Raw genomic sequence first — 23734 nt, 5'->3', positions numbered from 1 at the left:
TTTAAGCGTGAATGGTATTTAAAATAGCAACTTTATTTGTAGTAAACAATACATAATTTTGTTTTACTGTTTTAATTAAAATACGGTCTGTTGTCCCATAAGCTGTTCCAATACATATTACATCTACTTCTTCAACACCAGCATAGGTAGCATCTTCGGTAACCTCAATCACATCACGTAATGGAATTATAATCTCCGCCAATTGCCATGAAATAATTAACTCTTCATTTGTTTTTTTTACATTAATGCCTAGCATTATACCAAGACCTTTCAATAATAATAATATGCTATACTTCTGATCTTATTATATAAATTTTTAGATTATTTATCTATATATAGGAATAGAATTTATTTCTATTTGTGAGCATCTTAATGATGTCAAACAAATAGAAGGATATACAGTCTTTCTATTAAGAAATATGTTAAGAACAAAATTTTACTTCAAATTAATATGAATTTGATATGGTTGAGATATTATGAACGAGAAACAGTAAGAGTTGCAGGAAGGAAATGAATAATGAGACTTAAATTAGTAGGGATTTTCATTTGTGTAATTATGATGTTAGGTATCTTTATAATTTACACCAATCAATCTATTGCTAAAGAACCAGATAAGATGAACTATGAATCTCGTGAAAACTTCATAAATAAAGAGAAAGATAGTAGAGGAAAAAGGCAATCAAAATACAATGAAAGTTCTTTTGCTAGTATACAGGCTGTAGTTAATAAGGAATATGGATTACCCGAAGACTTAGTGGACAGGATTGTTACTGCATTAACAGATAAACCTAATGTGTAAATTATTCAGTGTTTATGAATTCTATTATTACTATTTAAAGCCTAATTTCTCAATGTATTGTAGAGAAATTAGGCTTTTTTTATCAATTCATTAAAGTTTTTATAATTCAAGGACTCAAGTTAATGATTATATTTTCAAGTATTCGTTTTGAGCTACATAGATATAGTTTTCGTTGCAACTGTTTGTTGAAATATTTTATCATGCTCAACAATAACCATTGTGGGATTAAATTGTTGAATAAGTTCTTCAATCTGCATACGGGAATAGATATCTATAAAATTTAGTGGTTCGTCCCATATATATATATGAGCTTTTTCACATAAACTTTTAGCGATAAGCAGTTTTTTCTTTTGTCCACCAGAATAATGAGATATATCTTTTTCAAATTGAATTCGGTCAAAGTCCATCTTACTTAGGATGGACTTAAATAAGGTTTCATCAATCTTGTGCTCTTCAATAAAGCCTGATAGCGATCCCTTCAAATGAGAAGTATCTTGTTGGACATAGGAAATGATGAGTCCTGTACCTAAAGTAACTAAGCCTGTATGCTGTATCGGATGTCCTAGAATTAGTTTTAGGATACTACTTTTTCCGCTCCCATTCGTTCCATCAAGTACAATTCGGTCACCTTGTTCAACTATGAAGCTAATCGGCTCATTCACAATTTGATCATTGTACTTAACGGACACGTCAACTAAAGTAACCAATTCATTTGATTTAAATTGTAGTTGTTCCAATTTTAATGACTCAGTTTTTTCCACATTTTTTAGTAATTTTGATTTTTCCTCAATAGCTTTTTGTTGCCTTGATTCAAGGTTTTTTGCTCTTTTCATCATCTTGGCTGCTTTATGTCCTACAAACCCCTTATCCAACTTAGAGCCTGAATTCCTCGTTCCATTTTTTGAAGCTTCCACGTCATTAGACCAACTTGCTGAACGTTTGGAAGACTGTTTTAATCGCCCTATGTCTTTTTGTAGACGCTCATTTGTAGCCTTCTCGTGTTCTTGCTGTCTATCAAAATTTAACTTCCAAGAAGAATAGTTACCACTTTGAACTTCAATATTTGCTCTATTAATAGATAGGATATGGTCAACGCACCCATCTAAAAAGATTCTGTCATGTGAAATTAAAATAAATCCTTTTTTCTTCCTTAGATAATCGGAGACTATCTTTCGTGCATCTGTATCTAAGTGATTTGTTGGTTCATCAATTAATAGAAATTGACCCGCATTTAAAAACAGTGCAGCAAGCAACACTTTTGTTTGTTCCCCATTTGATAATGTTTTAAATGGTCTGTACATGACCTCAGCATCAACATTTAAATAGGATATCTCACGTAGAAGTTCCCAATCTGCGGCTTGGGGACAAATTTCTTCAAGGATTTCATGAGTGAATTTGTTCTTATCTGAAACAGAGTAGGGGAAGTAATTGAATTCTACTGAAGCAAGGATTTTCCCGCTATACTCATAATTCCCTAACAATAAATTAAAGAATGTCGTTTTACCTCGTCCGTTTCTACCAATAAATCCTAGCTTCCAATCCGTATCTATTTGGAAGTTTACACTTTCAAAAATATTATCAAAGCTACCTGGGTATGAAAAAGTTAAGTCTTGGACCTTTATCATTGACATAATAATTCCTCCTTTATATATCGAAACGTTTCATATAAAGTCGGAACATCCATCCATTTTTTAATTCCTCTATATAAGTTTGATGGATATTAACGACTTATATAGAGCATTACATGTGTAACAATAGTATCTGAAGTACTCATTTTTCTCGCTCCTTTATTTGTGAAGTACATTTAACAATTAGTAAGTTTCAACTAAGACAAACGGGAATAAAAAAATCCCCCAATTTGTAATCGGAAGGATTAGTCTTTCGTCTATACTTAATAAGTACTTATTAATCATTTGAATCATGACAAATAAAGTATGAACTGAATTTTAAAAATGGATAGACTAACCCTATATTTTGTAGTTTGAAGTTATAAAATTCAACTTAAAATATAAATTAGTTAATCATTATTCATCCATCATTCCTTTCATAATTCTATTTTTAGAGTAACATTCTTTTTAGGGAGATGCAATATTAGCTTCAATTTCATCTAATTCTAAATCATTTATAATTCTTTGAGTAAGGAGATAAAACTTTACCGCCCTTTTTATAAACATCACATTTTTGTTCAATAGGTCATGTCTTTTGTCCGTTAAAAAGGGAGGATATGAAATTGACATCAACTTTTTGTGTAACTATAATAGTTACGGTTAGTTTCGTAAACTAATTTGAATTTCTATTTTAATGATAGTATATTTTCATTCCTTTTTAAGTGTGACAGATAGCAACTATAATCCAATAGAGGAGTAGATTCTATCTCATATGTAAAGAGTAGATAAGTTGTACCCGCCAAATTTACGATGCTCAAATACTTAAAAAATTACATTTTTCAGCTTATCCTTTTTAGAATCCTCAGTATTGATAATTGTAAACATCTACAAAAAGTTAATAAGATTGTTGTGTGTAGAAAGAAATCTTTTAAAAAGGTCATAATATGGATAATAGGTAGCACACATTTTAATTAGTAGGACTTGTGCCACCATCAAGCCATTTTTTAATAAAAGTATAGAAAAATCAAGAAGGTGAATCCATTGCGTAAACATGTATATGTGCAATTTTATGTATTGATATTGGCTTTAATAACTTATATAAGCTTTTGCTTTATATTTTTATTTGTTTTTCCGAATCATTATTTCGTATCGGATTTTAATATCCGACTATCATCTTTAGTCGTTGAAACTACTGTATTTATCTCATTACTGTATTCTATATTATCCCAAAAAATTAAGTTAGGAGTATTCTGGGTTTGCATTACTATTGCAATAGGGTGTTTTTTGATAGGGAATTTCATATCCGCTTTTCAAGTACTTAATGTAGAATTACCAATACAAAATTTTAATATTTCTGATGTATTTCTACTGTTTTTCTTATTCTTCTTTCTTTTTGCGTTCTTTTATAAAATTATGATGGAATGTAACAAATGGGAGAAAGCGTATTTACTTTGTGATTTATGCATTGTTGTTACTGCTATTTTTACATTAGAGTGGTACCTATTTAATAAACCATCTGCAAATATTTTATTCTTATCAATTGGAGATGTTTTTCTCTCATTTATTTTTCCGATTATAGATTTATTGCTTCTATTACTTGGAGTTACACTGATCTTTCGACCTGCTATTTTCAATGCAAAAAGTAAATTGTTTATTTTTATCCTAGTATTAACTGGATTGGCTATTACGGACTATTTGTATTTTTACTTACAAGGTGATTTGTCAGAGCGTTCAGTTATATTTTTAAGGTGTTTGTATAGAGTTTTCCTATTATTTATCGCTATTGCTGCTACAATCCCAAAGAATACTTCTTCTAAAAGAAATTATTTTATTATTAATCCGACATTTGGAGAGAAACTTCTTGGTATATTCCCTTATCTTGCAGTTGCAGTCTTAATTGGCTTTACTTTGAAAGAGCAAACTTCTTCAGCTACATTAATTACGGGAAATTGTATTGCTTTTGTATTTGTACTGATTCGTCATACAATCGTACGAATGCAAAACAAAGAGTTAACTAAAACATTAAAAGTGTTTAATAATCAATTAGAACAAACAGTATCTCAAAGAACAAGGGATTTAATAAATAAATCTAATGATTTAGTAAAAAATCAAGAGAGATTTAAGTCATTATATGAGTATCATCCGGATCCTATTTTAACGATTGATTCAAACGGTATCGTATTAAATATAAACCAGGCTGGAAGTATGTTATTAGGAAAAGAAAGTGCTGCATTGATAGGGAAAGAGTGCTTCTCTATTTTTTTAGATGAAGATAAATCTGAATTGGAAGCAGCTATAAAGAAAGGGAAACGATGTAGTTCATCTTCACTACAGTTACGTGTGAAAAATAACAATGAGAAGGATATACTCTTTTGGTATGTCACTATAGTTCCTATTATGATAGAAGGACAAACCTTTGGGAGCTATGTAATGGTAAAAGACATAACAAGGATGAAACAACAACAGGAAGAGATAAATTACCTTGCATTCCATGATACGGTGACGGAGATTGGAAATCGTATATTCTTCCAACAAGAATTAGATAGATCTATTAAGCGTGCACAAAAAACACAGGATAAGTTTGGGCTCCTGTATATTGATTTAAATCGCTTTAAGACTATTAATGATACATTGGGTCATTCGATTGGTGACAAGGTTTTAAAAGAAGTTGCCAAACGTTTTAGGACATGTCTGCCACCGACTATTCCTCTAGCAAGAATAGGTGGTGATGAGTTTGCGATCATTGTCCATAACCAAACAGAGCAACAGCTATTGGATTTGTGTACAACTCTATTTCGTATAACTGAAGAACCATTTGTAGTAAATCAGCATAGTTTTTACTTATCTCTTAGTATAGGAATAGCAGTGTATCCATTTGGAGGAATAAATACTACTACACTTTTACAACACGCTGATATCGCTATGTATAGCGCAAAGGAAAAAGGTAACAATGCTGTTTGTATGTATGACGAGACATTATCTCAAAAAGTAACTCGTCGATTACGATTAGAACAGGATTTACCAAATGCAATTGAAAATAATGAGTTGTTTTTATTGTATCAACCACAAATTGATAGTAAGGCAGGTAAGGTTATTGGTGCAGAGGCTTTAATACGTTGGCAACATCCAGAGCTTGGGCTGATTTCTCCTTTTGAGTTTATACCTATCGCAGAAGAAACGGCGCAGATTATTTCAATTGGGAAGTGGACGTTACAGAAAGCGTGTCAACAACTGAAAGAATGGTATTCTGCGGGCTTTTCAAATCTAAAGATGGGGATAAATTTATCAGCTATAGAGTTTGAACAGAAAGATTTTGTTCAAACCATTATATCTACCATAGAAGAGATAGGAGTACCTGCTAATTCGATTGATTTGGAATTAACAGAGCGAATAGCAATGGTAGATGAAAAGGAAACCTTATCGAAGTTAAAAGCATTAAAATCATATGGTGTACATTTATCAATTGACGATTTTGGTACAGGTTATTCTTCATTAGCGTATCTGCCTCTTTATCCAATTGATACTTTGAAAATTCCAAGAGAATTTGTTAATAGGATTGGAACTTCTACTGATGGAGATGAAATTATACAAACCATTATTTCACTTGCTCATACTTTAAACATGAAAGTGATAGCAGAAGGGGTAGAAACGAAGGAACAATTAACAGTGTTACAACGTACTGCATGTTATCTAATTCAGGGCTATTACTACAGTAAACCTGTAAATGAAGATGAATTTATTGGTTTTTTAAGTACAATACAAAATGAATAAGTGAAAAATCAGTATATGTATGAAATAAAGTGAAAAGACGATCTATCCATATGGATTTGAACGTCTTTTCATTTTATTTTCAGTAGTTATGCAGCAAGGTTTCAGCCTTTGAAAGTAAAATAAGTATCTATATTCCTTGTATTTAGGGCTAATGCGATATGAGGTGAAAGTTGCTTCTTGTGAAACCGCATTAGGGACAGCTCGTATATTCTTAAAGCAATTTGAAAAAGCGGAAGAACATTTCAATCGTTCCATTGACCTTTTGCAAAAACATAATGAAGAAAAATTGATTTTAATAGTAAGGCATAATCTAGGACTATTATATGCAACTCAAAATTTATCTAAATTAGCAATTCGTCATTTATCAGAAGTGACAGAGAAGAATATTGCCCATTTTAAAGCATTGTTCTTACAAGCGCGTGAACACTATAAGCTAAGAAAAACAAATATTGTAAAAGAACTTATTGAAAAAGGATTAGCAGTTTGTATGGAATTAGGAAATGAAGAGTATATCATTTCAATATTTTACGTTCTCTTAATGAAGATGAAGCAATTAAACTCTTAGAAGAAGTGAAAAAAGTATTTCTTACTTCGAAAAGCAAGGTTTATGGGATTTCGTAGAAGAATATGCAGATCTAAAAAAGGAAGAAATTATACAATAATCACATGCTATCATTTTTAATAGCTAATTAACAAAAGGACTTCAATTATGGATTCTCTTTGTTAATGGGATAATGCTTTAGTTTATCTAATTATAACAATATTTGTAAAAGGTGTAAAAGGGTCCTAGTTTGGAGGGGGAATTATTTAATCTTTTTTATTTAATAAAAGGGATGATATTTAGTTATCTGCGCTTCTTAATTATGTTTTTTATCACAATTTGAAGTAAATTTCAGTTAATCTTATTTATTTTATAGGAATTATAAGTTATACTAAAAGTAGGTGCAAAATGTACCATTTGAAAAAGAGTGCATTGCAAAAAGGAATCCGTAAAGGATTCCTTTTTTGTTTCTTTTAAAATGAAGCAACGTTCTAATTATCTCTTTCTTTTTTTATGAATGAACTACCAATGTATAAATTTAAAAGGTATTTTTGGAAAATTGCCATATTCCTGTAACAAAACAAAGGTATGTTATGTGTGTTAAATATAAAGAGAAAGCAGGGAAAGTTGTGAAAAAAGTTTTGCCAATTGTTGCGTTATTAGGCATGATGAGTTTTGGAGTACAGGAAATGAATGTAAGAGCTGATACATACCACAAGGGAGATTCAAAAATTAGTTTTTGGGATTCGAAAAGAAAGGGTACTAATTTCATGAATAGTACGTCATTACCTGAAAACTATAAAAGTGCAAAAGAAGCTAATATTGAATATGTGCGTTTAGCACCTGATAAATGGGCAAAAGATAAAGATTTTCTATTTGAGGATAAACCAGATACTTCTGGAAAGGATTTTCTGATAGGTAATGCAGATAACTATCGGGGATTAGTAAAGGAAGATCTAGAAAAATTAAAGGCGGATTTAGATGCCGCACAATCACAAGGAATGAAAGTCGTTCTTACAATGTTATCCTTACCTGGTGATCGATGGCGTCAATTTAATAATAATAAGAATGACGACAGAATATGGGAAGAAGAGAAGTATCAAGAACAAGCAAGTCAATTTTGGAAGGACCTCGCTCTGGAACTAAAAGATCACCCCGCGGTGGTTGGTTATAATATTATAAATGAACCACATCCAGAAACAGCTAAAAATAATAGATATAATGATTTTTGGACGGCAGATTACGAGAAATGGTATGCAAAAGTAAAAGGAACGACAGCTGATTTAAACAGATTTTATGAAAAGGTGATTAACTCCATTCGTGAAGTGGACAAAGAAACACCGATTATTTTAGATTCAGGTTTATATGCTACTCCATGGGCCTTTAAATATTTAAAACCAGTAGAGGATAAAAAAACACTATACGCATTTCATATGTATGAACCATATGAATTAACGAGCCAAGGTGAAAAACAAAACAAGGAATATCAATATCCAGGATTAGTAAAAGTAGGGGATTTAGAGAAACCTGTAATGTGGAATAGACAGGGATTAGAGAAGTTTTTGAAGCCAATTCAACAATGGTCTAAGAAAAATCATGTACCATCTAATCGAATTATTGCAGAGGAGTTTGGAATTAACCGTACTGTTCCAGGTGCTACTCAATACATGCAAGATCTTATTTCTATCTTTAACCAAAAAGGATGGCATAAATCATTCTATACATTCCGTGAAGACACATGGACAGGGATGAATTATGAATTGGGAACAGAAAAAATAAAATGGGATGAAGAGGGTAAACCGATGCGTCAAGATAAATCACTCTGGGATGTAATAAAAAAAGATTTACAAACGCGTAAATAGTTTAGAATATTAGGTTTAAGGACTAAATGTAAGCATCTAATTCAAATAGAATTAGATGCTTTTTATTTCGAAAAAAGGTGGAGTTGAATTAAAGGTTCCATCTTTTCTTTTGCATAAAGAGTACCAATCAGGTTTATTTACAACGAAAAATAAGATTTTTAGAGAATAGCTTAGAAAAAATTGTGGAGGTTTAAACAAATGTGGTCACAATTGTTTAAACCTTTAAAGTAAAATGGAAGTTGGACAGTTGCTATACAGGCAGCAAATTTACAATATGTTTCGGCTGAGCCTTCGGGAAATATAATAGCAAATCGTAATGCAGTTAATGAATGGGAGAAATTCGAATTAATTCGGACTGGGGAATTATATACGTACGCTTTAAAAACTAAAAGTAATGGGAAGTATGTTTTGTTTGAGCCAAATGGTAGAGTAGTAGCAGATCGTACATCAATTGGTGCATGGGAAAAGTTTATCTTATATAATGGTGGAGACAATAGGATATATGTATTACAAGCACTAAGTAATGGTAGATATATATCAGCAAATGGTGGTAGAGAATTAACAGCTACTAGTTATGTAGCTGGAAGCTGGGAAAGATTTGTTATTGTATACTTCTAAACTTTGAAGTGTTATATATCTAAATGATAATGGCATGTTTAGTTGGTATAAATACCTAATACAATAAAGTTTTAAGCATGTAATACAAGTGTATATTAACGTGTAAAAGGGCTGCAAATAATTAGCAGTCCTTTTTGTATGGACTTACTGAGGTTATAATGAAAAGAAAAAGAACCCTATAGGGTTCTTTTTCAAGGCATATTAACAGTAAGGAGAATCATGAAATGCTACTTCAAATCTTTATTAGGGGAAAGATTTTGAAAAAGTTTAACATGTATTTATTTTTACATAAATGTAATATGTAGTAAATTGATAATGTTTATACTTACTATTACTAATATTCAATTAAGATAGTTAATACCATTTATATAGTGTTAACTGGTGTATAGTACAGTATAGATTTAGAAATTTAATATTAGATTACATTTGTTAAAAAAGTTAATAGATATATTATTTCAAATTCTAACTAACATTTAAACGGTTTTAATTGAAATTGGTTGTGTATTAACCCTTATAAGCCGATAAAAGTAAATAAAATAAACAAAGACCCTGTAATAAATACAGGGCCGGATACAGGGTTAAGGGAACGCATAGTTTCTTAATATCATAGTAGCATATATTCTTTGTATAGCTACATGAGGATTTTGACAGAATTAAGAACAAGACAGAAAATCTGTAGGAAAGCAAATATAGTGCTGGAAATGGGATTTTAAATTAAAATATATTTATATTGAAATAGATGAAAACTCTTGAGTACCATGATTAAATTGCCTTTAATTATGAGGTTTAGGTTAGAGGGATAATTGGATCTTACTGAAAAGAAAAAATGTTTTTTAGATTAAAAGAAGAAAAGACACCTTTTGGGTGTCTTTTCTTTAGGTAAACAGTTCACATATTGCTGAATTAGATACGAAACCATAATTCGACTACGAAGTAAATCCTAACATAATCTGAACAGAAAAAATATGTAATATTACATTTTTATTTTTTAATTATTTTATTCAATATAGAGAAGCAACGTAAATAAAAGGGCATGCAGTCGTATCTGCAGCCCTTTTTAGGAGGAATTCAAGATACCATTAGGACACGTATTGGTAAACAGGTTCAAAAATAGTATGTGTGAAAAGAAAAAGTCCTATACCAAAAGTAGACAGGACCTCATCTTTTTTACATTTTAAAAAATGAAATTCTGTCCTTTTGAAATCAGTACAGCACACACTTGGTTTGAAATGAAATTAGAAAAAGTATACATGAAAATGGCAGACAACTATTTTGTTGCCTGCCGGTGCCAGTGGGTTGAATGAGTTAGTCAATTCAATAAATTGTGCTATCCCATTACCAGAAGAGTGAAGCCGCTAGTTCAAACGGCTTAGACATAGTTTGTCTAATAAAGAAAAAATTATGAGTAGAAATTTTGTTTGCTCTATATGAAAAGATAAATAGATATTCATCAGACAAGGATAATTTAGCATATCTTGAATAGGGTGCAGGAACGAATTAAAGAAAGGGATATTTGTTTAGGAAGGGACTGACTCAGGAGTGGGACTTTCGGACAGGGTTTGGAGAGCGGTGATTGCCTTTGGCATTGCGACTAATATCGTTGCTTGTATAATGGCAGTATACATTCAAAAATATGAGCTAATGATAAATCATCTTACAAATATTTTATTTTTAATAATTATCTCTTTAACGTTTATAAAGATGAAAATTAACAGATGGGTGGCTTTAGGATTTACATTAGTTGTAATAGAGAAAGGTATTAAAGCGGGCTATGACTTCTACACACATAATTATTATAGTGTCAGTTGGAGTTTAGCTATCATTGTCTATTGCATATACGAGATGGAAAAGTATCATATTGAAATAAACGAATAGGCGCAACAAAAAGGTGTTAGTAGGTGGAATTCTTTTGAAAAATTTTTAACAAATTTTGCTTCTGGAACAATAGTGTTTTTTTGTTCCAATTTTGGCCTAGCACTAGAAGGTGGTATGAATTTTACTTTGTCTTGGTAATTAGGATCTAAGGTGTCAGCTTGTACACTGTGTGACGAAACAAAGGTGCTTAGACTACTTCCCGCGATTAAAGTTGCAAATACTAACTTTGAGAATTTTGTTAATCTACTCATTCTATAATCTCCTTTTTATTATTTTGTAAGGTATCTCCTTACACCTCACAGTCTATATCCACTACAAAAGGGTGTACATACATATTGATAGACAAAATTCTACAAAATACCGCATGTTTTTGGGATTTATGTATAATAATCCAATGTCTAATAATCTATCAAAAGTAAAAAGGTAGGTCTTATATAAAAGAAAATGAATAATTTATGCAGGTAATGTATATGGAATTATTGTTTAAATATTCTAAAATGAGTTGATAAAGATGTTGGTAGTTTTTTTGGAAAACAAATAATTCCCTAGGTGAAATTTGGAAGGAAGATTCTCTGTTAGAGTTTTTATAAGGGAATTCATTTTCGTAGATTCAAAATGTAAAAATAACTAAAAGAGCAAGTGTTTCAATGGGTAAAAAGCTATGTTGAGTCTTTTTTCTCTGTCGGTGGTCGTCTAATCAATGAAATGACGGATGCTTATGATAGTTTGTGTCTAGCAACATTCGTGTATAAACGAATGAATTAAGAAAAGGGTGAAATATTGGATAACTCGAAATGGATGCCTTTAAGTAATGTTGATGATGATGAGGAAATTTGGATAGGAGCAAGAGTTAGGTTGTACAATGTTGGTATGAATAGAGAAGATAAAGAAAATAATTTCTATGAATATATTATTTCTTATATCTACGACAACACTAACTACTTACAACTAACTAATTTAACAACAGGAAAAGCAGGTTATATTATTTGTGTCATTGAAAAAGAATTACCAAATAATTATGCTTTGGGCAGAACATTAAAGCAAAGAATAGGTTTAGAAAATGCCTATTTTAGATTTGAATAATCAACAAATAAGGGAAGCACCAACTCTAAGGTGTCTTCCCTTATTTAATACTTTTTATCAATAATCAATATTAACAGAGCCTAAATAAAAAAGTGAGAAAAATGATAAACACTCTTCTCACTTTCATCAATTAGGGTGGCATATACATAAATATGCGTTTGGGTGGATTTTGGATGAAAAATCCACATGCATAGTATAACAAAAAAATTATGGCTTTTCGCATGTAATATTGCATATAAAAAAAGAGTAAAGTTTTTAAATTTTAATATTAAAAACTTATATAAACATGTTACAATATAATTCTCTAATTTATTTTATTCTCCTATTTAGAATTTATGTTTTAGTGATTCAATAAAATAAAAGTGGTTGTAATGAATAGATAAAACGCTGAAGTAATACAGTTAGAATGGTTAAAAGACAGTTAAATATAAGTATTTAAAGAAATAAATGTACTTAGTTATATTTAGTGAATGTATTATGGTAAGAATTTCATCCGATTGGATTAGCGCTAAACTAGATTTTTATCCAAACAAATCCAATAATTATTTTTAAATGAAGTATATGTTGCATCCAGTTTATTTGGAATAATTCGTAGTCTAATAATTGCTGAATCTAGAAAAATAACATATTCGAAAGGAGGACAGATAAAACTCTGCCTGTGAAATTTAAATCGTTAAATGTTAAAGTGAAGATAATAGGATGTAATTGTGGTTTCATTTCGAATGGTACCATAAATGAATGTGGAAAAATAAAGGAGAAAAATTTAAATAAACTATATAAGTAGTAAAAATGAAAAGGAGAAGTATCTAGTGTTTAATATAAAAGAAAGATTGGGACAAATAAAGCTTAAAACGAAGTTGTCTATGGCATTTATAGCAATATTAATTATACCAAGCCTTATCGTAGGAGTATCATCTTATAATAAAGCAAAAACAGATCTTAATGAAACAATTCTACAATCAGCAAAAGATAATATAAGTATTTTAGATAAGATTGTTGATGATGAATTAGAAAATAAGCATATAGATGTCACTCATTTTGCAAAGGTACTTACACAAGGGGATTATAATCCTGAACAATCGCAAAATGTACAGAGTAAATTTGATCAATATATACAGTTACATCCAGAGATAGAAACGATTTATACGGCATCCAGTAACAATCAATTTATTCATGCACCGGTTGGTAAAATACCAGAAGGGTTTAATCCGTTAGAAAGTAGTTGGTATAAGGATGCAGTAAAAGCAAATGGAGAGATTATTGTTTCATCTCCCTATAAATCAAAGTCTACAGGAAATATGGTAATTGCAATTGCAAAGCAAAATGCAGATAAAAGTGGTGTCATTGGCGTAGATTTGAATATTACAGATATCGTAAAAACATCCAAAATGATAAAAATTGGTAAACAAGGATTTGTATCTATAGTTAGTCAAGATAAAACTATAGTTGTTCATCCATCACTAAAGCCTGGAGAGAAATTAGAGAAAACTTTAGCGGATGAATTGTATAAGACAGAAGATGGAGTAATTACTTATAGCCTCAATGGCGAAGATCGAAACATAAGCTTTAAGACAAACAAAAAAACAGGTTGGAAAATAGCTGGCGTAATGCCTACGAAAGAAATTGAAGAAGCTACTAATCCTATTTTTTATAAAACGCTCACTATAATAGGGGCTTCATTATTGTTAGGTGGGATTGTAATTCTATTCATACTCAGATCTATAATTACTCCACTAAGACAATTAGTCATTTCAGCTCAAAGAATTAGTCAAGGAGATTTAACCGAGAAAATAGATATTCGTTCAAAGGATGAACTTGGTCAATTGGGTGGTAGTTTCAATACAATGGCAGAGTCGTTACGTAATATTATTTCTCAAATTAACACATCGGCAGGACATGTAGCTGCGTCTTCTGAGGAACTAACTGCTAGTGTAGAGCAAGCAAGTGTTGCGACAGAACAAATTACAAAAGAGATGGAAGAAATTTCGAACAGTGCAGAGGTTCAAAATAATGAAGTTGAGTCTGGAGCTGAATTAATTGGTGAGGTAACACGAAATATTCAATATGTAGCTGAGAATGCATCTGAAGTATCGGCTTCATCCATATACACAAAACAAAAAGCCAATGAAGGAGAACAATTAGTAGAACAAACTGTAGCACAAATGCAATCTATCCATCACTCTGTTTCTCAATCCGATAATGTAATAAAATTATTAGATAAGAAATCGCAACAAATTGGAAGTATATTAGAAGCGATTCAAAATATTGCGGAACAAACAAATTTATTAGCATTGAATGCAGCAATTGAAGCAGCTAGAGCAGGAGAACAGGGGCGAGGGTTTGCAATTGTTGCTGATGAAGTTAGGAAACTAGCAGAGCAATCATCCGAATCTTCAATGGAAATTGGAAGTTTAATTAAGGAAATACAAGCAGACGTACATGAGACTGTAAAAGCTATGAATGAAGTAGGCGTAGAAGTACAGTCGGGAATTAAGGTTGCGAATGATACAAAACAAAGTTTTTATGAGATTTCAAAATCTGCAAATGATATTGTATCAAAAGTGCAGGGTATGGTAGAACTATCAAATAAAATGACAACTGATGCAATGAAAGTTGATACATCGATTGATCAAATAGCTATGGCTGTAAAAGAAAATTCTTCAAGTATGCAAACGATAGCTGGTTCATCTGAGGAACAACATGCTTCTATGGAAGAGATAAATTCTTCAGCAATACAATTAGCACAGATGGCGGAAGAACTTCAAGAGTTAATTGGTGGATTTAAGATTTAAGTTGAGATTCTAGGAGAGAATGCTAGAATCTTGTTACAGAGTGGAAATGAAAAATCTTATAACATAGTAAATAAGTATAATATGTAATCTCTATGCGTATTGAACAGGCAGATAAGCCATTTAAAAACCCTCCATTTGGAGGGTTTTTAAATACATTTACATTAAATTTGTGGTGGCGCACCACCATAATCGCCAACACTATATGAAGGAGCAGGATAATGCCCATGAGTAGCAAGCTGATCTGTTTTAGAAAACTGAAAAATTCCCACCGTTAATACCCCAATAAAAGCAATGCCTGATAATAATAAGCTAATTTTTTTCATTATTTTAACACTCCTTTTGCGATTGATTTTTGTCTTGCTTGATAACAAATATGGAAATAGTCACTTACTTTTTGGTGGTTCTCTAATTGTCTACATTTTGTGGCAAATAATTCGGCGTATTCGACAACATATTCCCATAACTCTTCTTCCTCAAAGTATAAGATTCCTTCTTGAATGATTTTTTCTAATTCTTCCAATGGAATATTTTCGTTTAATCTTTTTAAAATAGAGAAGTGGTGTGTGTATTCTTCGTTATGAATTTTTCTGCAAATCTGTAATCCCTTATCAATGAGTTGGTTGGCCGTTGATTGTTCTCCTAATTTATAATATTCCTTAGCTTGTAGGAAGATGGCCTTGAAGTGTGTAGGAATTTTCTCTGTTACTTCTGAAAGATGACGAATAGCTAAAGTTGACATACTTTGATCAGAATACAACCAACCCATCGTATTTTTTACGTATAACAAGGAATCTTCTTCCCCATTTTTTTGTAGTAAATCAATTGCACAATGTAGATATTCTTCTGCTTGTTCGTACTGTTTTAAATAGATACAGCAACCACCTAGCAAACTATTACAAAAGGCTGTTTTTACTTCATAACCTTCATACTTTGAAAAGATTGCTCTCGATTTATTTGCGTATTCGATAGAAGTGAGATTGTTATAGGTATGGTGATAGAAAGTAGCAATTCTATAGTAAAATTCAGCATGTTCAATTTCATCTGGTATAGCTACCAATATTTTTTCTGCTAGTTTATAATGTTCCTCTGCCTCAGTATAATTTGATATAAAAGTGGAATGAATGGATTTGAAAAAATGATAATAGAATTGTAGAAATTGATCTGTAGGCATATCATAATCGATAATAGTATCAAAACTATTTTGTTGAATACCAAGGCTATCTGTTAAGACCTTGTAACGAAATTCGAGTAGTGAATAGTATAGTAACAAATTTTGATCCTGATGCTCTTGATCCGGTTCAATGCTTAACTTATTAATTTTTTCATCAATTTTCTTTTTTAGATTAGTAGCTTTTATAACTTGCTGAGATAGCATAGATCGATACCAGTCGTTCAATAGAGAGGTTAATTGCTCATTTCCTTTTACTGAGACACTCATAATATACGCCCCCATTTTCTAAAAAAATCCTAATCCAATTTAATTATAAACATCATAACAAAATAGAAGAAAAAATGGAGTGATATTACAATATTTTTCAAGAAAATTCATAAAAAATAATCAATTCGTGTCGAATATACTTAGAATAAAGCATCCAAAAATTATCAAAAGATGATATGAGTCTTTATACGTTCTATCAGGTGAACTTAGAAACTGTGATTGAAGATTTATGAAATTTCCTTATATATCAATTTAATAATGATTAGGGATTTAGAAAGTTCTATGGAAATTACATATCAACCTGATTGGAAGATTGGAAATTTAATAACTAGTGATACATTTTACTTAACGCAACATTTTGGTGCGCAAATGAAAATTTTTAAAGTCCACACAAATGGTACCCTAGAACGATTCCAAACAATAGAACCAGAATTAAAATAAAATTTTTGCAGGATCGATTAAATTCATTCCTTGTTATGCAAACACATTTTCAGCGGAAATAACTTCTTTACTATTTTGCGCTAGACAGACTTTATAAAAAATGGTTACATTTCCTGATCTTGAAATAATCCTTTCAAATTACAATCCTACTTTTTCTAAAAATTTTACTGCATCAACAATATTTGTAGAAGTAATTGCTAAAAAATTTTTTCAAATAAAATTTATAAAAGCTTGATAGGCGATACCAAATGAAAATACCGTAGCTACTATATGTGCAGTCCATTTAGGCATATTTAATTTCAATACGGTATTGTACAACATTCCATATACGATACAAATGATTAATATGAATGCAATGAATTGAAGAACTAATAAAAATAGCGGTTGTTCCATTTATTATCACTTCCTTTGTTTAATATATTAATATAATTTATTTAAATGTGAAAGTTTTATTTCTATAAATTTCCAAAAAATTTGATATGAAAGGCATAGTAGTAATCACAAGAATTACTGCAAAACTATAATGGAACTAAAAGTATTATGACGAGATCAGTAAAATAGTAAAGAAGGTCACCATTCACGGCGATCTTCTTTACTATGCGTTATACCCAAATAATTTTAAATCTTCTCCTGAATCTGAAATGATTTTCTCAAATCGTAATCCTACTTTTTCTAAAAGCTTTCCTGAGGCGATGTTATCTATAGAAGTAATTGCTACAATTCGTTTCATGCCGAGCTTTTGTACACCGTATTCGATTATCGCAGAAGCTGATTCGTAGCCATATCCTTTTGAACGGAATGTTTCTAAAAAGGCAAATCCGATATCAACGTCTTCTAATGAATCTCTTTTAATAAGGCCACACATACCAAGTGGAGTGAGATCTTCTTTTCGTTCTACTAAGTAAAGGCCAAATCCGAGTTTGTTATACATATCGATGGGACCGTTTACAATATAATTTTTTGCATCTTCTAAGTTTCTAACCCCTTTGTCACCGATAAACTGAATCCATGCAGGATCGTTTACTAACTCAAGAATAAAAGAAGCGTCTTTTATATCAAACCAACGAAGATTTAGACGTTCGGTTTCAAGAACTATCAATTATTACACCACCTTTAAAAAGTTATAACAATTAGTATGGATTGTGTAAAACAAAAGTGCAACATATTTTAATGGGGGTATTTGTTCACATAAAGTTCGTTTGTTTTGTATAGAGAGATATTTTATAATTAGGATTGATTGTAAAGAGTGAGATACTTATACAATGACTCCTAGGTGACTAGGAGTTTTTACTATATAACTATCATTATTACTAAATATGACACACTACACATTCTACTCAAGGAGGTACATAATGAAGAAATTATATAATGCATCGTTTACGTATTTGATTATCGGTTTATTATCAGGGATTTTCGCTAGGGAGTATGGTAAGTATAAAGGGATTTTAGGATCTACTTTGTTAAATCTTTTGCATACACATACACTTGTACTTGGCTTTTTCTTCTTTTTAATTGCTTTAGGATTAGCAAAAGTATTCGCGTTTCATGAAGTGCAAGGGTTTAATAAGTGGTTTGTTTTACATAACATTGCATTAACATTAATGTTAGGTTCGCTAGCAGCGAGAGGGCTTCTTCAGTTAAATGGAGCTGACTTTAAAGGGCTAACTTATATTGTAGGATTTTCTCATTCGTTGATGGCAGTTACATTAATTTGGTTTATGTTGTTAATAAAGAAATCGTTTGAAATGTAGTGAAAAAGAACTTGTAGCGTGTGCTGCGGGTTCTTTTTTGTATGTTCAGGTTAAATAATCTTATTTTTCTAATTATTTTGTATAAAGATGGTATACTTGTTTTAAAATTAAAAAGGAGAGTTGATTATGGAAATAACAATTGAACATGTAGTAAATGAATTAAAAGGCATACTTCCTGAAGATCGAGTAGTAATAAATATGACAGTACGAGAGTTACATAGTAAAGATGAATCTTACCACGTTAGTAGTTTACCTGATGTAGTTGTTTTTCCAAAAACGACCGAAGAAGTTAGCGCGATAATGAAAATAGCGAGTCAGCACGGAACAGCTGTCGTTCCATTTGGAGTAGGATCCAGTTTAGAGGGACATGTAATTCCTTACGAAAAAGGAATTACAATGGACTTTTCTCTTATGAACAAAATACTTGAAATAAGAGAAAAGGATTTTCTTGTGAGAGTACAGCCAGGGGTGACGCGCTCTCAGCTTAATAAAGAATTGAAAAAGTATGGATTATTTTTTAGTGTAGACCCAGGAGCTGATGCAACGTTAGGAGGAATGGCTGCTACAAATGCGAGCGGAACGACAGCGGTAAAGTATGGTGTAATGCGTGATCAAGTTCGAGATTTAGAAGTCGTTCTTGCTGATGGAGGAGTAATACATACCGGGAATTTAGCGGCGAAGTCATCATCAGGTTATCATTTAAATGGTATTTTCGTAGGATCAGAAGGAACACTTGGATGTTTCACGGAGTTAACTTTAAAAGTATACGGTATACCAGAACATGTTATGGCTGCGAGGGCATCGTTTCCAACTATAAATGATGCAGTAGAAGCTGTAATTAACATATTACAAGCAGGTATTCCAATCGCGAGAATTGAACTCGTTGATGAATTATCTATGAAACAAGTAAATTATTATAATGAAACAAGTTACAGAGAAGAACCGACACTGTTTTTAGAGTTTCACGGCAATGAAGCAGGGTTAAAGCAAGATATTGAATTTACGAAAGAAATCGTTCTTGATCATAAATGTATAGAAATTACGTTTGAGACGGAAACAGCAGCGAGAAATAAACTGTGGGATGCAAGACATAACTTAGCGTACTCTTACGTGCATAGTTATCCTGGTAAAAAGCTAATGAGTACAGACGTATGTGTGCCAATTTCGGAATTAGCTGGAGCGATTCAACATGCGAAAGAGGTATTAGATAAAGTAGGGCTTATTGGCGGTATTCTAGGTCATGTTGGAGATGGGAATTTCCATGTACTCTTAATGATTGACACAAATGATAAAGAGGAAGTAAAGAAGGCGGACGAAATAAACGAAAGTATCGTTCTGTATGCTCTTAAACGAGGAGGAACGTGTACAGGAGAACATGGCGTTGGAATCGGAAAACGAAAGTATCAAGAAGAAGAACATGGGGCGGCATTATTTGTAATGGAGAAAATAAAGAAAGCTCTTGATCCGCAAAATATTTTGAATCCGAATAAGGTGTTTCAATTAAAAGATAGGGGCTGATTGGATGAAAGTACTAGAAGCGATAAGTAATATAGCTGGAAAGTATTTTGCATTTTGGACCGGCTGCTGCACTCCCAAGTGTATTAGCGGCAGTATGGCATAACATTGCAGGGCCAATATTAGCAACCATCTGGTCAAAAAATGCAAAGAATACTTTCAGCGATGAAAATGTATTAATAAATATAGAAAAATAGGAATGATAAATAATGAAAAAACGTATTGTACATTTTGAAGGAATGGTTGTATTTTTAGCCACGATTTATATGTATTCGATATATGAGTTTAGTTGGATTATATTTTTTGTATTCCTTTTAGCACCAGATTTATCTATGTTAGCGTATGGGATTAATAATCATGTTGGTGCTAACATTTATAATTTATTTCACACATATATCATATCCATATTAATTGTTCTAATAGGTGTCTATTTTAAGATAGATACCGTTATAATGATTGGCTTAGTATGGACAGCACATATTGGGATGGATCGAATGTTTGGATATGGATTGAAATATGAGACGGATTTTAAGGATACTCATATTCAGAGGTTATAAGAAAAAGTATTCATATTTACAGCAGGTTTATTAAAATATTGAACAAAATTCAGTGAATGAATTTCGTTCAATTGTTGAGAAATATATATATAGATAGATATAAATAATCGAATTATGTTATTTTTATGATAATTAAAAGAAGGAGAGTGGATTTGATGAATATACAAATCACTGGCAATGAATTAATTACTAAGATGCTGAATGATTGGTATCGAGATATTAGAGCTCAACGTATAAGTGAAGCAAAAAAATTAAAAGAAGAGATTGATAAAAAGCTTTATATTATTGAATCAGATGTAAAGGTTTCATTTCACTATTATCTGTTAGAATTTCGATATAAAGTGCTAATAGATGGTTTAGGTAATTTGAAAAAAGCTTTTGATAAAATAGATGCATTGCCTAAACCAAATGATGAATATTCTAATTATTATTATTATTTATTCAAAGCCATTCATTATACAATTCTTACTAATTATAGTGAAGCTAGCAACTATTTTGAAAAAGCTGAAGAGTTATTAGAGCATATTTCAGATGAAATTGAATATGCAGAGTTTAATTATAGAGTTGCTATATTAAAATATCACTTGCATTACGCATATTCAGCTATTGAATACGCTTCAAAAGCAAGAGATATCTTTGTTAAACAAGCAGGGTATGAAGTGAACATAGCGCTGTGCGAAAATATATTAGGATTATCTTTTTCGGAATTAAAGCAGCATGATAAAGGTGAGGAATATATTGCGTCAGCAATAAACATTTTACAAAAAAATGATGCTGAAATGTTAGTATTAAGAATCAGACATAATTTAGGTTTATTGTATGCGAGTCAAAATCTTTCAGTTTTAGCAATTAGACACTTATCTGAGGTTTCTAAAAAAATGCCTACTCATTATAAGGCAATCTTTTTAGAGGCAAGAGAATATTATAAATTAGGTGAAATAGAAAAAGCGAAGGAATTAATTGAAAGTGGATTGAAGGTTTGTGAGGAATTAAAAAATGATGAATATAGATATCACTTTTTAATTCTAAAGGGATTTTGTCAGCATTTAGAGGTAGAAAAAATAGAAAAAATTATTCTCGAAGGTTTTTCTTACTTTGAAAGAAAAAATTTATCGGAGTATATTCACGAATATACTGAAAGTCTGGCATTAGAGTTTCATAAAGTAGGTAATATAGAAAAAGCAGAAAAGTATTTTTTTATGAGTTATGAAATAAAAAAGAGAATATTTGAAAAAGAAGCATTGAAATAAAGAAAAAACTTGGATTATCTATAATGGGAATGGCAGCTGGAATTATGGGGTTTTATGGTAGAAGGTCTTTGCAATAAATTAGCTCACAGTGGATAGGGTGGAACGTTTATAATTATAAAACCTAATGAAAATCCACATGCTGTCTCTGAAGATACAACGATGCCTGCAAAACAAATCTTCTATTGAACGTGGGTAATTAAACAAGTCACAAATTATAATTTGTGACTTGTTTAAGGTTGGATACTAAATGTGTTGCTTTCAATATTGAAAGCAACTTTTAAGTTTGTGATTAATAGTTAACTTAATAAATTTTGGATTAAAATAAAAACAAATTTTTAATCAAGTCCCACAAAAAGTACGATAAGGGCGATTCGTCGGTGCAGGCGGAATGCAGTATTCTTCTTGATCTGTAGAATACGCATAAGGGTTTGATAAAGCTTCAAGAAGTTTCTCCATTACGCTATAATCGCCATTTGTGACAGCTGCTTCTAGTGCTTCTTCTACACGATGGTTTCTTGGGATGATTGATGGGTTATTATTTTTCATCATTTCGTAGGCGTTTTCTTTCGATTGTTCTTGTCTTTTTAATCGAGATTGCCACAGTTTGTACCAATCTTTATATTCAGGACTTTCAAATAGAGCTGTATTTTCGATAGAATCAAGAGTTAATGAACGGAATGTATTTGTATAATCCGCTTTATATTTCTCCATCATTTTTAAAAGTTGCTCAATAAGTGATTGATCTTGTTCTTCGTTACTAAATAGTCCTAATTTCTTTTTCATTCCAAGGAACCAATGGTTTTCATACTGTACGCTAAATTTCGAAATTTCGTCTTGGGCGATTTTTAATGCTTCTTCTTCATCTTCGTGCAGAATTGGTATTAAAGATTCTGCTAATCGAGCGAGGTCCCATGCGGCCATATATGGTTGATTTCCATATGCATAACGGCCTTGTGTGTCAATAGAGCTAAATACTGTTCCTTGATCGTAATTGTCCATAAATGCACAAGGACCGTAATCAATTGTTTCGCCACTAATCGTTATATTGTCAGTGTTCATTACACCGTGGATAAATCCAACAAGTTGCCATTTTGCGATAAGACTGGCTTGTCTTTTAATGACTGCTTGTAGTAATGCAGTATATCGGTTTTCATGGGATTCAATTTCTGGGTAATGCCTTTTTATCGTATAGTCAGCTAGTGATTTCAGGTCCTCTATTGAACCACGAGCTGCAGCATATTGAAATGTACCGACGCGTATATGGCTACTAGCTACTCTAGTTAAAATTGCTCCAGGTAACTTTGTTTCACGATATGTTGCTTCACCAGTTGTGACAACTGCTAAACTACGAGTAGTCGGAATATCAAGTGCATACATTGCCTCACTAATGATATATTCACGTAGCATCGGACCGAGTGCAGCACGGCCATCTCCTCGGCGTGAATAGGGAGTAGGGCCAGAACCTTTCAGTTGAATATCGAAACGCTCACCTGAAGGAGTAATTTGTTCGCCAATTAAAAGAGCACGACCGTCGCCTAACATATTAAAATGTCCGAATTGATGACCAGCATATGCTTGAGCTAATGGATGAGCTCCTTCTGGGAGTGCATTACCAGCGAAAATAGCAATTTCAGCTTCCTTTTTCAGTTCTTCAGGGGTCAAGCCAAGAGATATCGCTAATGAATGGTTTAGTTTAACTAACTCCGGTGAACTTACGGGAGTAGGGGGGATTTCTGTATAAAATGATTGTGGTAAAGTCGTATAACTATTATCTAAATTCCAACCTGTTTCATTAATTTTAGTCATTGTATCTCCTCCTTTTTATATTTTAAGT

At 31.6% G+C, this 23734-nt stretch carries 17 protein-coding genes and 5 pseudogenes; 14 read left to right on the top strand and 8 right to left on the bottom strand.

What is annotated here, in order from left to right:
- Position 1 precedes the first annotated feature (1 nt).
- Positions 2-256: a SunI/YnzG family protein gene (locus tag BAQ53_RS16430; RefSeq protein ID WP_208905958.1), complete on the bottom strand. Its 255-nt coding sequence runs from the start codon at positions 254-256 to the stop codon at positions 2-4.
- Positions 257-517: 261 nt separating this feature from the next.
- Here BAQ53_RS16430 and BAQ53_RS16425 point away from each other — a divergent pair.
- Positions 518-751 (top strand): annotated as a pseudogene (locus BAQ53_RS16425) (hypothetical protein); the annotation flags it as partial.
- A gap of 200 nt (positions 752-951) precedes the next feature.
- Here the strand turns inward: BAQ53_RS16425 and BAQ53_RS16420 are convergent.
- Positions 952-2430, bottom strand: a complete 1479-nt coding sequence (locus BAQ53_RS16420; RefSeq protein ID WP_000061799.1) for an Lsa family ABC-F type ribosomal protection protein — start codon at positions 2428-2430, stop codon at positions 952-954.
- 1017 nt (positions 2431-3447) lie between these two features.
- Here BAQ53_RS16420 and BAQ53_RS16415 point away from each other — a divergent pair.
- From BAQ53_RS16415 to BAQ53_RS16395, 5 genes and pseudogenes are all read left to right on the top strand, one after another.
- Positions 3448-6177 carry a sensor domain-containing protein gene (locus tag BAQ53_RS16415; RefSeq protein WP_208905956.1) on the top strand — a complete coding sequence of 910 codons (2730 nt, stop codon included), beginning with the start codon at positions 3448-3450 and terminating at the stop codon, positions 6175-6177.
- A 157-nt stretch (positions 6178-6334) separates the two neighbouring features.
- A pseudogene (locus BAQ53_RS26665) lies at positions 6335-6815 on the top strand (tetratricopeptide repeat protein); the annotation flags it as partial.
- A 496-nt stretch (positions 6816-7311) separates the two neighbouring features.
- The gene (locus BAQ53_RS16405) at positions 7312-8580 is read left to right on the top strand and encodes a glycoside hydrolase family 5 protein (protein ID WP_208905946.1); all 1269 of its coding nucleotides are present in this window, start codon (positions 7312-7314) and stop codon (positions 8578-8580) included.
- A 231-nt stretch (positions 8581-8811) separates the two neighbouring features.
- Positions 8812-9198 (top strand): annotated as a pseudogene (locus BAQ53_RS16400) (fascin domain-containing protein); the annotation flags it as partial.
- Between the two features lie 1539 nt (positions 9199-10737).
- On the top strand, positions 10738-11073 hold the full coding sequence (locus tag BAQ53_RS16395; RefSeq protein ID WP_000524436.1) for a hypothetical protein: 336 nt from the start codon (positions 10738-10740) through the stop codon (positions 11071-11073).
- 41 nt (positions 11074-11114) lie between these two features.
- Here the strand turns inward: BAQ53_RS16395 and BAQ53_RS16390 are convergent.
- Positions 11115-11324, bottom strand: a pseudogene (locus BAQ53_RS16390) (hypothetical protein); the annotation flags it as partial.
- A gap of 547 nt (positions 11325-11871) precedes the next feature.
- On the opposite strand from BAQ53_RS16390, the gene BAQ53_RS16385 reads away from it, so the two are divergent.
- Complete coding sequence (locus tag BAQ53_RS16385) at positions 11872-12156, top strand: hypothetical protein (protein WP_208906963.1); 285 nt, start codon at positions 11872-11874, stop codon at positions 12154-12156.
- A gap of 809 nt (positions 12157-12965) precedes the next feature.
- Positions 12966-14948: a methyl-accepting chemotaxis protein gene (locus tag BAQ53_RS16380; RefSeq protein WP_208905944.1), complete on the top strand. Its 1983-nt coding sequence runs from the start codon at positions 12966-12968 to the stop codon at positions 14946-14948.
- A gap of 161 nt (positions 14949-15109) precedes the next feature.
- Here the strand turns inward: BAQ53_RS16380 and BAQ53_RS16375 are convergent, their stop codons facing one another.
- Positions 15110-15271, bottom strand: coding sequence for a hypothetical protein (locus BAQ53_RS16375; protein WP_000724107.1), 162 nt, complete (start codon positions 15269-15271; stop codon positions 15110-15112).
- Positions 15271-16386, bottom strand: a complete 1116-nt coding sequence (locus BAQ53_RS16370; RefSeq protein WP_208905936.1) for a Rap family tetratricopeptide repeat protein — start codon at positions 16384-16386, stop codon at positions 15271-15273. Before BAQ53_RS16370 ends, BAQ53_RS16375 begins: the two co-directional genes overlap by 1 nt.
- A gap of 258 nt (positions 16387-16644) precedes the next feature.
- Here BAQ53_RS16370 and BAQ53_RS16365 point away from each other — a divergent pair, with 258 nt between their 5' ends.
- Entirely contained in the window at positions 16645-16827 is a 183-nt protein-coding gene (locus BAQ53_RS16365; RefSeq protein WP_033673089.1) for a DUF5065 family protein, read from the top strand.
- 210 nt (positions 16828-17037) lie between these two features.
- Here the strand turns inward: BAQ53_RS16365 and BAQ53_RS16360 are convergent, their stop codons facing one another.
- Complete coding sequence (locus tag BAQ53_RS16360; protein WP_000437511.1) at positions 17038-17220, bottom strand: hypothetical protein; 183 nt, start codon at positions 17218-17220, stop codon at positions 17038-17040.
- Positions 17221-17422: 202 nt separating this feature from the next.
- Complete coding sequence (locus BAQ53_RS16355) at positions 17423-17926, bottom strand: GNAT family N-acetyltransferase (RefSeq protein WP_000636213.1); 504 nt, start codon at positions 17924-17926, stop codon at positions 17423-17425.
- Positions 17927-18179: 253 nt separating this feature from the next.
- Between BAQ53_RS16355 and BAQ53_RS16350 the strand changes: the two genes are divergently transcribed.
- From BAQ53_RS16350 to BAQ53_RS16330, 5 genes and pseudogenes are all read left to right on the top strand, one after another.
- Positions 18180-18578 carry a DUF2871 family protein gene (locus tag BAQ53_RS16350; protein WP_208905934.1) on the top strand — a complete coding sequence of 133 codons (399 nt, stop codon included), beginning with the start codon at positions 18180-18182 and terminating at the stop codon, positions 18576-18578.
- A gap of 126 nt (positions 18579-18704) precedes the next feature.
- Positions 18705-20096 carry an FAD-binding oxidoreductase gene (locus BAQ53_RS16345; RefSeq protein ID WP_000406581.1) on the top strand — a complete coding sequence of 464 codons (1392 nt, stop codon included), beginning with the start codon at positions 18705-18707 and terminating at the stop codon, positions 20094-20096.
- Between the two features lie 50 nt (positions 20097-20146).
- Positions 20147-20290: pseudogene (locus BAQ53_RS16340) on the top strand (bile acid:sodium symporter family protein); the annotation flags it as partial.
- A gap of 12 nt (positions 20291-20302) precedes the next feature.
- Complete coding sequence (locus tag BAQ53_RS16335) at positions 20303-20650, top strand: DUF4260 domain-containing protein (RefSeq protein ID WP_208905932.1); 348 nt, start codon at positions 20303-20305, stop codon at positions 20648-20650.
- 155 nt (positions 20651-20805) lie between these two features.
- A complete protein-coding gene (locus BAQ53_RS16330; protein WP_151522749.1) occupies positions 20806-21900 on the top strand; it encodes a response regulator aspartate phosphatase in 1095 nt (364 codons plus the stop codon).
- Positions 21901-22239: 339 nt separating this feature from the next.
- Here BAQ53_RS16330 and BAQ53_RS16325 read toward each other — a convergent pair whose 3' ends face one another.
- Positions 22240-23706 (bottom strand): protein adenylyltransferase SelO, encoded by a 1467-nt coding sequence (locus BAQ53_RS16325; RefSeq protein ID WP_208905929.1) that lies wholly within the window; start codon positions 23704-23706, stop codon positions 22240-22242.
- Between the last annotated feature and the right edge of the window lie 28 nt (positions 23707-23734).

This window comes from Bacillus sp. B25(2016b) (assembly GCF_001679765.1).
Taxonomy (GTDB): Bacteria; Bacillota; Bacilli; order Bacillales; family Bacillaceae_G; genus Bacillus_A; species Bacillus_A thuringiensis_K.
This window is presented reverse-complemented; position numbering and strand designations above follow the sequence as displayed.